General features: G+C 62.6%; 10 protein-coding genes and 1 pseudogene. 3 read left to right on the forward strand and 8 right to left on the reverse strand.

What is annotated here, in order from left to right; all coding sequences use genetic code 11:
* The first annotated feature begins 15 nt into the window (after nucleotides 1–15).
* Complete coding sequence (locus XpruCFBP8353_RS08505) at nucleotides 16–1,605, forward strand: SDR family NAD(P)-dependent oxidoreductase (protein WP_101362834.1); 1,590 nt, start codon at nucleotides 16–18, stop codon at nucleotides 1,603–1,605.
* 103 nt (nucleotides 1,606–1,708) lie between these two features.
* Here the strand turns inward: XpruCFBP8353_RS08505 and XpruCFBP8353_RS24610 are convergent, their stop codons facing one another.
* On the reverse strand, nucleotides 1,709–2,068 hold the full coding sequence (locus tag XpruCFBP8353_RS24610; RefSeq protein ID WP_407071306.1) for an excalibur calcium-binding domain-containing protein: 360 nt from the start codon (nucleotides 2,066–2,068) through the stop codon (nucleotides 1,709–1,711).
* A 75-nt stretch (nucleotides 2,069–2,143) separates the two neighbouring features.
* Nucleotides 2,144–2,689 carry a hypothetical protein gene (locus XpruCFBP8353_RS08515; protein WP_243391091.1) on the reverse strand — a complete coding sequence of 182 codons (546 nt, stop codon included), beginning with the start codon at nucleotides 2,687–2,689 and terminating at the stop codon, nucleotides 2,144–2,146.
* Between the two features lie 283 nt (nucleotides 2,690–2,972).
* Between XpruCFBP8353_RS08515 and XpruCFBP8353_RS08520 the strand changes: the two genes are divergently transcribed.
* Nucleotides 2,973–4,469, forward strand: coding sequence for a hypothetical protein (locus tag XpruCFBP8353_RS08520; RefSeq protein ID WP_101362837.1), 1,497 nt, complete (start codon nucleotides 2,973–2,975; stop codon nucleotides 4,467–4,469).
* Nucleotides 4,470–4,641: 172 nt separating this feature from the next.
* Here XpruCFBP8353_RS08520 and XpruCFBP8353_RS08525 read toward each other — a convergent pair whose 3' ends face one another.
* A complete protein-coding gene (locus tag XpruCFBP8353_RS08525) occupies nucleotides 4,642–5,562 on the reverse strand; it encodes a hypothetical protein (RefSeq protein WP_243391071.1) in 921 nt (306 codons plus the stop codon).
* Between the two features lie 179 nt (nucleotides 5,563–5,741).
* Between XpruCFBP8353_RS08525 and XpruCFBP8353_RS08530 the strand changes: the two genes are divergently transcribed.
* Nucleotides 5,742–8,000, forward strand: coding sequence for an ankyrin repeat domain-containing protein (locus XpruCFBP8353_RS08530; protein ID WP_101362838.1), 2,259 nt, complete (start codon nucleotides 5,742–5,744; stop codon nucleotides 7,998–8,000).
* Nucleotides 8,001–8,098: 98 nt separating this feature from the next.
* On the opposite strand, the gene XpruCFBP8353_RS08535 is transcribed toward XpruCFBP8353_RS08530, so the two are convergent.
* From XpruCFBP8353_RS08535 to XpruCFBP8353_RS08555, 5 genes and pseudogenes are all read right to left on the reverse strand, one after another.
* Nucleotides 8,099–8,719 (reverse strand): hypothetical protein, encoded by a 621-nt coding sequence (locus XpruCFBP8353_RS08535; RefSeq protein WP_243391072.1) that lies wholly within the window; start codon nucleotides 8,717–8,719, stop codon nucleotides 8,099–8,101.
* A gap of 243 nt (nucleotides 8,720–8,962) precedes the next feature.
* Complete coding sequence (locus XpruCFBP8353_RS08540) at nucleotides 8,963–9,865, reverse strand: XVIPCD domain-containing protein (protein WP_162301008.1); 903 nt, start codon at nucleotides 9,863–9,865, stop codon at nucleotides 8,963–8,965.
* Nucleotides 9,866–9,972: 107 nt separating this feature from the next.
* A complete protein-coding gene (locus tag XpruCFBP8353_RS08545; RefSeq protein WP_243391073.1) occupies nucleotides 9,973–10,494 on the reverse strand; it encodes a hypothetical protein in 522 nt (173 codons plus the stop codon).
* Nucleotides 10,495–10,742: 248 nt separating this feature from the next.
* Nucleotides 10,743–10,946 (reverse strand): annotated as a pseudogene (locus XpruCFBP8353_RS08550) (SymE family type I addiction module toxin); the annotation flags it as partial.
* 54 nt (nucleotides 10,947–11,000) lie between these two features.
* Nucleotides 11,001–12,467 (reverse strand): XVIPCD domain-containing protein, encoded by a 1,467-nt coding sequence (locus XpruCFBP8353_RS08555; RefSeq protein ID WP_207759603.1) that lies wholly within the window; start codon nucleotides 12,465–12,467, stop codon nucleotides 11,001–11,003.
* Nucleotides 12,468–12,469: the final 2 nt, after the last annotated feature.

The raw sequence follows: 12,469 nt of genomic DNA on the forward strand, positions 1-12,469 counted from the left end.
CTTTCCGGATCTACCTTGAACACCACTGCCCCGCCATTGCCCGCCAACGACGACCTGCCGCTCACCGACCGCCTGCGCGCGGCACTGGACTTGCTGGAGGCCATCGACGCCGACCGCAGCGTACTGGACACCCTGCCAGAAGCCGACCGCGTGCGCCTGCACCAGGTGGTGGCCAAGGTCTATCACCCCGAGCCGAAGGCACGGCGGCAGTTGCTCAAGCAACGCGAGCGTGAGCGCCATCAGGAAAAGGTGCGCAAGGCCGAAGCATTGCTGGAACAACGCGGCATCCGCGCACTGCGACGCAAGCCGGTGTTCAGCACGCCAAACTTTTTCCCGCCGCATGCTGCAGGCCTGCACGACGCGCATAACGGCGAGAACGCGTCCGAGACGCCGGAGCCGCTGCATTCGCCCGAGCTGCGGCATTGCTACGTGTGCAAGCAGAAGTTCACCGAGCTGCATCACTTCTACGACCAGATGTGCCCGGCCTGCGCGGAGTTGAATTTCTTCAAGCGCACCGAGACCGCCGACCTGCGCGGGCGCGTGGCGTTGCTGACCGGTGGAAGGGTCAAGATCGGCTATCAGGCAGGCCTGAAATTGTTGCGCGCCGGTGCCGACCTGATCGTCACCACGCGCTTCCCACGCGATTCGGCTGCGCGCTACGCGCAGGAACCGGACTTCGCGCAATGGGGCCATCGCCTGCAGGTGTTTGGCCTGGACCTGCGCCACACCCCCAGCGTGGAAGCCTTCTGCAATGAACTGCTGGCCACGCGTGAGCGGCTGGATTTCATCATCAACAACGCCTGCCAGACCGTGCGCCGCCCGCCGCAGTTCTACGCGCACATGATGGCCGGCGAAACCGCAGCGCTGCACGAATTGCCGGAGACGGTGCGTAACCTTGTCGGGCACTATGAGGGACTGCGCACTCCGGAGTTGCTCCGCGATGCCTCGGCCACCGCACTGCCGGCGGTACACGGACGTGGCCTGGACAGCGCCGACGGCCTCACCCGCGCTGCCGAGCTGTCGCAAATCGCGCTGCTGGACGACGAACTGGTGGGCCAGCAGCATCTGTTCCCCGACGGGCGCCTGGATCAGGACCTGCAACAGGTCGATTTGCGCGGTCGTAATTCCTGGCGACTGCTGATGGCCGAAGTGCCGTCGGTCGAGTTACTGGAAACGCAACTGGTCAACGCCATCGCACCGTTCATCATCAACGCGCGGCTCAAGCCGCTGATGCTGCGCACGCCCGAGCGCGACAAGCACATCGTCAACGTCTCGGCGATGGAGGGCCAGTTCTACCGCAATTTCAAGACCACCCGCCACCCGCACACCAACATGGCCAAGGCCGCGCTGAACATGATGACGCGCACCTCGGCGGCCGATTACCAGAACGACGGCATCCACATGAACAGCGTGGACACCGGCTGGGTCACCGACGAAGATCCGGCCGACATCGCCGCACTCAAGGTGCAGCAGGAGCGTTTCCACCCGCCGCTGGACATCGTCGACGGCGCCGCCCGCATCGTCGACCCGATCATCCACGGCTTCAACACCGGCGAGCACGTGTGGGGGCAGTTCCTGAAGGATTACGCGCCGACGGATTGGTGAGTGGCGGTACCGGGCCGCGCATCCAGGACAGATGCGTGGCCCATGCTAGCAGCACGGATGCGCCCTACGTGGCAGTGAAGCGCTGGCGGGATGGCGTCGTGAATCAGCGCCGACGCGACGGCTCGCATCCCACGCCATCATGATCGCGATCCAGATGCGGGCCGTATCCTGGATCGCCACGCCGCACCGGTGCAGCACCCGCTGCACGCGCTTCTGCGCAATTGCGGAAGACCGCCCCGGTCGATGGCATCCACGCGGACGGATCAAGCGGCTCTGCAGCGGCCGCCGGTCTTCCTTCGCCACTGGCGGCGCGGTGACAGTGGTAGCCACCGTTCTTGCGGTCGTTGTGGCAGCCCTGCTTGTTCAATCCACCCGGATGCGCGACAGCTGCGGGGGTTACCCAGGCAATCGCGGTGATACACGCTGCCAGCAATGACAGGCGTGATGGCATTGAATCAAGCATCCGGGAATCGCCACTACCAATCGTGCAGCGCTTGCGCTGCACCTGTCTTGTTTCTGCTGCGACGATGGGCTGCAGTTACTTGCAGTCTTTGGCAACCGGCGCCACATCCACCGGGCTGACCTGACCACTGGCATCCACACGGTTGACCGCCAACGTGCACACCGAACTACGAAAATCCAGGTTCAGGGCCACTTCGTAATCTGCGCCCGGCTCCGGGACAAACGTGGACGCAAGCAGTGCGCCGCAGCTCCAGCCAACGTGGTACCCAGGCGCCTGATTCCAATGTGCCGGTGAACTCGCACCAGCCTCCACAACGACCGGCTTACCCGGCTCTATCGCGTATTCCTTGTAGAACGGCTTGGAGCCGATCATCTTCCGGTCGCCCAGACGACGTACATTCTCCGTCTCCGGGATCCCGATCGGCTCATTCTTCACCGAGCCCATCAACGACCCGAAAGCGCTCTTCAGCGAGCCGGATGCGCGCACCTTCTCGCCATACTTGGCCGTGCACACCGCATCCTTGTACAGCACGATGCCAACGCCATTCTGACCAAACATCCGGATGCGCGCGCCGGCACCTGCAGTGGATGAGGGCGCAGGCTCTGCGGCCATGGCAGGCATCGCAGACACCAGAGACAAGATCACTAAGCCACGCAATACGTTCAACGCACTCTCCACTATCGCAATCCGACGATTCCATTGAGCTTGCGATAGCGGCGCGATGTGCCGGTTCTTGATCACAGATGATGGCTTGAGATGAAAAGTGCGCAGCAGCGCACGAACAGGCAGCGGATCCGCGCCAGGCGGCACGGCTCCCGCCCGCGACCTTTCCCGCTCACGCGGTCGCCCGGACCACTGGCATGATGATGCCCGCACGTTGACCACTGACGCACAGGAGGCACGGATGTCACAACACGCTATCGAGGAGTTGATCGAGCGCTGCGTCCAGCTGGTCGATCGCGGCAGCTTGAGTCGCACGCACAAGGCAGCGCTCATGCGTAGCCTGCTGGGGCTGCAGGCGCGCTACGACACCGGCCTGACCTGGTTCCGCGTGCACACCGAGCTACTGCGCCATGGCGTGCTGGTGCGTACGGCGGTCGAGGAGATCGACGATGCGACCCTGCGCGCGCAGGCCCTGGCCGCCGAAGCGCCCGGTTGGCTGGAGGGCGCACAGGGAGAGGTCTATCTGCAATGGCAAGACCAGGCACGCGTGGTCTACCGCCGACCAGACACCGGCCACACGCTACCGCTGGCAGAAGTGTTCGGCGACGTTCTCGACCTCGCCCACCAGGCCGATGACATCGCGTTGTTCACCGACTGCTACGGCCTGTTGGTCAACGGCTGGCTGGACGAGACCTTCGACGCCGCCGACGGTATCGCCCCCACCCTGGACGGCCTGCTCGCTTCCGACACCCTGCGCGCCATCCGTGCGCTGGCCGCACTCCGTGGGCTCAAGCCTCGCCGTGGCGCGCCCGAGGACCTGGCCGTACCGCGGCTGGCCGACAGCGGCACCTCCGGTGAGATCGAGCGCGAGATGGGTCTGCGGTTTTTCCTGCAGCCCAAGCGCACGCCTGCGGCGTTACGCACTGCGCGCGACAAGGCCCGACGTCAGCAGGTGCGTCTGCGCGAGCTGCTCCCGCAACTGGTGGAGCAACACCTGGGCACATCGCTGCGCGCTGCTGGCTGGTCTGCTGTCACGGTTGAAGCGAGCCATCGTTGGCAATGGATCCGCGACCACGACGGCAGCCGTCAGTGTCTGTGGGCCAGCTATGACCCGAACCTGGGCGAGCTGATGGTCCAGGCGGGGCTGCAGCATGCCCGCCTGCTGGCCTGGCAGCAGCGCGCGGCGACCACCCAGCTGCATGACCTGCATTGCGTGGCTGATGCGACCACCTTCCTGGGCAAGCAGGTCCTGGACAGCGCGGACGTAGGCGACTACGGCGGCTGGGCACTGAATCCAGCTCACAGCGACGCCGTGCTGAGCGCTGCCCTGGCCCGTCTGGCGACGGCACTGCCCGCACTGGATGTGCACTTCTTCAGCCGCATCACCGATCAGCTGGCCGGCCCCTGGTTCCAACGCTCCGCCGACACCTGGCTGCAGCTGCTGGAACACGGCGACGACAACGGCGTGGTGCCGCCCGAGGTGATATTCGCCAGCCCGGACAGCGTGCTGCTGGTATTCGTGTTCTTCCACCTGGAGTTCGGCGAACAGACACGTGCCAACGCACATGTCGAACAGTTGCGCCAGCGGCTGGCCGCACGCGCCCGTCCAACTGTCTGGCATCGCCAATGGCTGGCGCCATTCCTGCAGCAGTGGGAGCACGGGGCAGGCACTGCTCCCATGCCACCGCTGCTGCACCCGCTGCTGCTCGATCACCTGCGCGCAAACGATGGCGCCTGATTGCCGCACCACGCCGCCGATACGCGGCTGGCGCGGCGACGCCGTGTACCGAGGCCTGCAGCTCGACCTTTTGCTGCCGCAAGCCGCGGCGCCGCGCAGGCAACGCGGCGCCGCATTCCAAGGCCTTGTCCGCTTGCAATGCCGGCAGCGCACAGGCATCGCGCACAGCCCCTCAATAGCGTAGCGCCTCCGCTGTGGGTGCCACCGGCGCAAACCGCGCTTTGCTGAAGTCATGCAGCAGCCGAGCCGCCTGCTCACCCTGCTCGGAATAGCGCCGGAAATCGCTTTTGCACAATCGATACAGGCAGCCGCCCCGCGCGAACACCAGGTCGCCGCCATCCCAGTCGGCCCAGTCGGTGCCGGGCAACTCCACCAGCACGGCGCCGTCGCGATCCAGCACGCGATGATCCATCGCATACCACGCATCGTTCTGGCGCCCCACGGCATGCAATAGCGATTGCAGCCGACGCCCGCCACTGCCGTCCTTCTCCCACACGCGTGGGCGCGTGAAGCCGTAGAGCACGCCGCTTCGCAAACCGCCGCATTCGCCCTCACCGCCGTCGAGCGTTCGCCAGCCAGCGCGCTGCCGCAGCATGCTGTCGATCGGCTCGTCTTCGCCACCGCCGGACCATTGCCCGAACGGCCGCACCGTCATCCCGTGCTTCAGACCGAAGCCGGTCGGCAGCGGGAACGGCTCCCGGCCTGCCTGTGGGCGATGATTCAACAGCAGCGTCTGCTCGTCTTCAAACATGCCACCACCGCCCCACGCATCCCCTTTGGGCCAGAGCGCCAGCGCGGTGAAGAACGGTGGGCGCGACAGCGCGGTCCAGGTTCCGAAATCGCCCTTGTGCTTGGCCGCGAAATACACCAACAGCCGCCCCGACGGCGACAGGTCGCAACGCCGCTCGTAGATGCGGCCCTTGAACCACTGCCCGTGCTCGAACGTGTCCGTGCGCAAGTCCCAGCGGATCAGCTGTACCTGCTTGCTGGGCCCACGCCGGAAGATCACCCCGGTGCGTGCGTCCCGCGCCAGCAGGACATACAGCCGTGTGGCCGCGGTGAACCTGTCTTCCATCTGCGATGTCGATTGCATCTGCATCCTCCGTGGATTGACGTCGCTCCCGCACCGATGCAGTTCAGCCACATCTGGCTGCAGGCAGCACGTATCGCAGCCGCCGCACGGTGTCGTGCCGATTATCGAGCCCGGGCAACAGAGCGCAAGGTCTGCGCTGCAGGCATTCCGGCGTCGCGCCCTGGTGTGTCGCGTACACGTTGCCTGCCGCCGGGCACCGATCGCCTCGCGGGTTATCCTTTACCCTGCACGCAGCTGTCTTTTTCGCCTTCCGCGAGGAACCGCACCTGAGCAAGGTCACCCGTCGTCAGTTTCTCGAAGCCGGCCTCGTCGCCCTGGCCACAGCGGGCGTGCTCGGCGCCTGCACCACGCAGGACACCACCCTGCAGACGCGCTGGACGCACTGGCAAGCGAAATGGCGCTGGATGGAAGCCATCGCCCGCAAGCGCCGTTGGCAGGTGACGCCGTTGCGGATCGCCCCGCCTGCAACCGAACGCCAGCTGCTATCGCTCGAACGCCGTCACCGCCTGCCGATCCCCGCCCAACTGCGCCATGTCCTGCGCGAGCTGTCGGCGCAAGTGAGCTTTGGCTGGTCTGTGCCCTCGCACCTGCGCGCGATGGAACAGCAAGACCTGCCGTCGATGAGCTGCAACCGCGACGCGGTGTGGAGCCTTACCCATATCGACACGATGGCCCTGCCCGTGTTTCTGGACTGGAAGCAGGAGCTGGCCACGCGCGATCTGTCCGAGGCACCCAACAGTCCTGCACTGTGGGAACACCAGTTCGCTTTCTACAGCCTCATCAACGGCGACTGGCTGACCATCGACACCACGCATGCGGATCCGGCCAGGCAACCGGTGCGCTATTTCTCGCACGAGCTGGAGATGCTGCACGGCCTGGCGCTGGCGCCGGACTTCTTCAGCTTCATCACCCAGATGTCGGCGCTAGGCATGGCCGGCACCGAATGGGCCTCGTGGATGCGCTTCGGCAATGGCCAGAAAGACGACACCTTCTACCTGGATGCCGGCAACGAGGGCTCAAAGGCGTGGCTGGCCTGGCTGCAACGCGACCCGGCGCAACCCGGCCCCGATACGCCGCCGCTGCCGATCGTGGAGCGCAGCGCGGCCGATCGCGCATTGCTGGACGCCGCACGCGCCAATTCACTCGTCGGCGTTGAGGCAGCATTGCTGGCAGGCGCCGTCCCCGACTGCACGCCGGACAGCGACTGGCTGATGGAACACACCGCATCCGACCAGGAGTTTTCCACCGCCATCAATTACGCCACCCGGCACGACAACACGGCCATGATCGAGCGCCTGCTCAAGGCCGGCGCAACGCTCAACACACGGCTGCTGCCGCTCAATACCGCGGTCAAACACAGCACGCTGGCCACCGTGCACTGGCTCATCACGCACGGCGCACGCGTCAACGGCTGGGCCAATCAGCGTTACTGGCCGCTGCACGACCTGGTGGTCACCCGCGGGCCGATCGCCGCAATGACGCGCGCGCAGTATCGCCAGTACCTGATCGACAGCCACAGTGTCGGCAGCCTCGACTCACTGGATGGCATGATCGCGCACGCCAAGGACGCAGAGACGCGCGAACGCTATCGCGCCGCCAAGCGCGCCCTGCAACAGGCCAGCCAGGAAGCGGTGAAAGACGTCGACAGCAAGCTGCGCAACCACCTCAGCCTGCAGGACTATCTGGACATGCTGGAAGCGCTGCTGGACGCCGGCGCCGACCCGGACGCACGCTGGGACAACGGCACCACCATGCTCGGCTGGGGCGGCGTGGCCACCGCACGCGTGCTGCTGGCACACGGTGCCGATCCCAACGCACGCGACATCCACGGCACCACGCCGCTGCACACCGCCAGCACCGGCGAAAAGGTGCGCGTGCTGGTCGCCGGCGGCGCCGACATCAACGCGCAGGCCATCGCACAGAACACCGACGACTCGCTGCACTACACACCGCTGCAGTCGGCGCTGCTCTCCCACACGCTCGACGGCGACAGCCCCATCACCGCGCTGCTGGAACTGGGCGCGGACGCCACCCGCAACGACGCCGATGGCCGTTCGTCGCTGGCCTATTGCTTCCAGCCGGACCTGGTGCGCCTGATCATGAGCAAGGGGCTGGACCCGCTGGCCCTGCAACCGGGCCAACAAACCCTGTTGCATAACCTCACCGCCCGTCACTGGCTACCGCGCCATACCTTTCCGAAGGAAGTGGCCTTTCTCGATTTTCTGCTGAGCCTGGGGATCGACATCAACGCCCGCGACGCCAGGGGCCGCACCCTGCTGCACTATGCCGCCGAACAGGAAAGCAACGATGAGAGCGCGCCCAACTACGCGCTCGTCCTGGCCAGGGGTGCCGACAAGACCATCAAGGACAACGATGGCAAGCGCGCCGTCGACCTGTTTGCCACCTCGTTGCAGACGGTGCGTGCGGCGTTGCGGTAAAACCGCACTGCTCTGTGGACAGCCGTATCAGCGATGCTGATGTCAGGCACTGCCAGTAGGGCAGTCATAACTCACCGATGGTCGGAATTTTTCCGCAGTTACTTCCCTTTATGCGGGTAAGCAATCAAGATCTGCGCATTCGCCTTCACTAGCGCATCACGGTTCTTCTCGATACGCAACTTAAGCCGGTAATGCCCTGCCTTGAGTGAGCTGTTATAGGAAAATGCAAGCTCTCGGGAGACTGTCGCCGCAGAAGACAGCCCAGCATCCTGCATCGTCGTAACATCTGCATCGAGTGCGAATAAACCAGGCGCAATACCATCTGCACCCAGAGCGGCAGGCGCCACCTGCCCCCATCCTATCCGCCTACTAATTTCGAGTGGCACACTGGTCGATCCGACCTTTTGCATACGCTCGAGATGTACAAAGGCCAGAATATTGGAGCTTATTAGCCGATCGGCAACATCGGCCAACGCATCCGGATCACTGGCAGTAAATCGAACGCCGATAAAGATCGGCGGCTCCGCATCGTCAGCCTGTGCGGGCACATCGAACTCCAGTTCCATCGGCCCATCGTCGTCGGGGGCCAAGCTTCGCACCAACGGCACCGTCGATCGCGCCTCTGCTTGCTCCTTCGTGATAAGTGCGCTTGTAGGCGGCGATTGCTTGCCGCACCCGGCAAGCAGACACATCATCACTACCGCAAGCAAAGAACGCATTCGATGATATGCAGTGAGCACAGTACCTCTCCAGTGAGCGCGGACGCCGAGATTGAGAACTCAGGATAGATCTGCACGATCATGTCAAGGAGACGCGATTCCACACCCGGTTGCCTCGCACATCTGTTGGCAGCGTCTTACTGAAAAAAGCTCAGGCGACGCCGCCAGAGGCGACACGTTGGGAGGTTCGAATCTTTTACAGTTGTCAGAACTTTCAGTAGCCGCAGAAATAATGCAGCGCTCTCACACCATCCGAGGCGGCGGAGTGATCGACTGGTCGCGTTGCTGCTCTTGTTGCTGAGACTGTTGCTGCCGCTGCGTCTCACCCAAGGACTGCAATTGCGCCAGGGACTGTTCAACCGGCTGTGCGATGGCGTCGTTGGTCTTCATGTGGGCCATCTTGTGTGCGGGATCGTTCAACGCCCCCTCTACAACGAACACGTTCTCGCCCTGTCGCACCGACTTATAGCTCTCGCTCAGCACGACATGATCGATCCTTGTTAACCCGTTCTCTTTTGCAAGATATGCGCTGCTTGCAGCCAGCCGGGCACTATTGTCGTCGTATTCACGGCCCAGGCTCTGCTCCAGGCGGCGAACTGCCTCCTCGGCTTGGCGATGGAGTGGGTCACGAGGCTGTTGGTTCGCGGCGGTTGCGTTAGCGTCGCCTGTAGATCTCTGATCCCCTGGCGCCTGCGCATCTCCAATCACCTTCTGCCAGAAAAGTTGAGGCGGCTTCGGATTGCTGTGCTCTTTGTTCAAGTCACTGTTCGGCATCGGAGCATGGATGCTCTTGATGTCATCAACATTTCCTACAGGCTTAAGCGCGCCCTCAAAATCCTTGTCGACCCCCTGCTTGGTGGTGCGGTGCAATCCCGCATAGTTCAGCGCGCCCCAAGTGAAGTCGATGCAGCTATTGGAAGCACCGCCGTACTCCATATCAAAATTATGCTTCGCCGGCGACCTGCCAAATTCTTTTAGCTTCTCGTATTGCGACTGATCGATCTCCATCGTGCGCGAATAATAAGGATCTTTATAATTCCTGACATCGTCTTTGAAGACCTTTCCTGGCCCACTTGACTCACCGTGCTTTGCGGGAGCAAATCCATAGCTATTAACTTCCGCGCCATCACTCACTGTGTAATACATGTGGCCGGCCATTGAGTTTCCGCCACTGATCAAGAGCGGAGTACCTGCCGAAGCGACGTAAATGGTGACGGTGTAGCGCTTGCCGTGATCATCCATGTCATGCACACCTATTTTGCTTTGTGAGTGTAAGCAATGAGCAGCTGCGCGTTAGCGTCCACCAAAACCTGCCGATTCTGATCAATGCGCAAACGAAGACGATAGCGACCAGACGGGAGGGAAGTACTGTAAGCGAATGCAAGTTCCTCTGAAACCATATCCCTCGGGGGCAATCCGGCGTTTTCCATTGTCGCAACATCTGCATTGAGCGCGAACAATCCCTTCGCAATACCGTCTACTGCGATCGTGACGGGCTTCTCTTGCTCTCTTCCAACACGTTGGCTGCGTAGCAGCTCCACCGGGACCGATCCGGCCTGCTCAGTGTGCTCCAGATGCACGACTGCAACGACGTCAGCGCGTACTAGACGCTCAGCGACATCTGCCACCGCGTCGGTGTCACTTCCAGTTAGTAGAACACCAACAAAGATCGGCGGATGCGTATCGTCCGGCAGAGCAGGCACCTCGAACTCAAGCACCATTTCTTCGCCGTCGTGCGAAGGCAAGTTTCGCGTGAATGGCACTGTGGATTGCATACCTGACTGCTCCTTTGCGATGGGTGTATTTGCGGGAGGTGATTGCATTCTGCAGCCTACAATCAGGCAAATGGCCAGTGCCATAACTGCAAAGCGCACTCGATCGTTTGCAATGGGCACCGTATCTCTCCTAAAAATGTGAAGCTTTAAGCTGACGTTTGACGGAAGTAGGCTTCGAAGAGCATGAGGCCATTTGGCCGCTGCTTGCGGCTAACATGCTGCATCGTATCGCTTGCCCCTCTCCACGGCTAACTCCGCTTTTCGCTGGACGCTACAACCGCTCCACCGGAACCGCCAACACCAGCAGCTCCATCCCCCCCCCCCGCGCTCGCAGTGGTGCGCAGCTTGGTGCCGATGGCAAAGCCCAGTTGTTCCAGCCATAGGCCACTGAGGCGGACATGGGGCACGTGCTGGTCGTCGGGGTAATGGGTATAGCTGACGGCACACTGGCGTGCATTGACGCGCATAGCGAGCGGCGTCCAGACTTCATCCTGCGTTGTTGAACCTCAACGCGTGATCGACGGGCCGGCCTGGGTAACGGCTTGCTGCGACTGCTCCAGCGCCTGCTGCTGTTCGCGTGCCTGGGCCTGAGTCTGGTTGATTGCCTGCAGGCGATCGAACGACTGGTTCTCTGGCGCCTGCACGGCGTCCACCATCGGCACGTGTGCGCGCTGGTGTGCCGGGTCGTTGAGGGCGCCCTGGACGACAAAGACCTTTTCGCCGCCAGCCAATTGAGGTGTCGGATTGTTGAGCACTACATGGTCCACCCGCGACAGCCCTTCCTCTTTGGCCAACGCAAGCAGGCTGGCGGTCATACGCTGGCTTGCCCCGTCCCACTCTTTGCCGTGCTGGGCGTCGAGCTGCATCACACCACTTTTGATCTGCTGATACAGCGCGTGGTCTGGGTGGCCTGGCTGTGAGGGCGTCTGCGACGGGGAAGGTGGCGACTGCGGGTCGCGCTCTCGCAGCTCCTGTTCCAGCGCCTGGGCAGAAATCGGCGAGACGTGCAGGTGAGTGTCCTTGCTGTGCTGGAAGAGCCCAGGGATTGGCGGCTGCGTACTACTGTCCAGGTATGGCATGGGACGGGTGTCGCTGCCCAGGTCAATGCCGTTGTGCTCCAAAATTTCTTCTTTGAATCCCAGGCGCTGCATGTCCAGGATCATTGGCTGCTCCGGCTCGCCGGGCTTTGACTTGTTGTAGTGTCGCTCGTAGATGGCGGCTGTGCCGACCACCCACGGACCGTAATGGTTGACGTAGTCGGACTGGCCCGCATGACCGATACGGGTGTCCTTGACCGATTTGTCGAAGTAATTCACTCCCGTTGCCTCGACATTACCCGCCGTGGGCGACAACGTCAGGTCGCTATTGAACGTCAGGTTTGCCTTGGGCGTATAGACGCCTGGATAACCGCTGCGCGTGACGAAATCTCTGGCCCGACCATCCGCAAACAGGTACACATCTTCAAGCGTAGGATTAGGATTACGACTCTTGACCGCGCTCACGATAGCGTTCCATCCGGCTATTTCGGCCGTTGCTTCGTCCGCACGGTTACTGGCCAGCAGCTTCTCGCCAGCAGCAGTGTAATCGTGCGTGCTACGGGCAATTTTTATTGCCTCTGTTTTGAACTGTTCCCGCGCAAGCGCAGCAGTGGGACTGTAAAGGCTATGCTGAATTTCATGTCCCAAGACGAAAGTCAAATCGCCTGCTGCTGCATGCTTGCCGTTGGCATCATTCACCAGCGCTGCAAGCGGCAGGTGAATTTCCTGATCGCGTGGATCATAGGTGCCTCCCGCATGCGGATCGTTTAACGGCGCGAAGCCTTTCAGCACCTTTCTCTGCACCGCCTCGTTGATCTGGCGGGTCAACTCGGGCGAATCGTTCAGGACCCGGTTGAAGTTGTCCAGATGCTCACGTGTGACACCTGGTTGCTGACCCAATGACGCCACCACGGGACTTGCTTCTTGGCTCAACATGT

The sequence above is a fragment of the Xanthomonas prunicola genome (assembly GCF_002846205.1).
Taxonomy (GTDB): Bacteria; Pseudomonadota; Gammaproteobacteria; order Xanthomonadales; family Xanthomonadaceae; genus Xanthomonas; species Xanthomonas prunicola.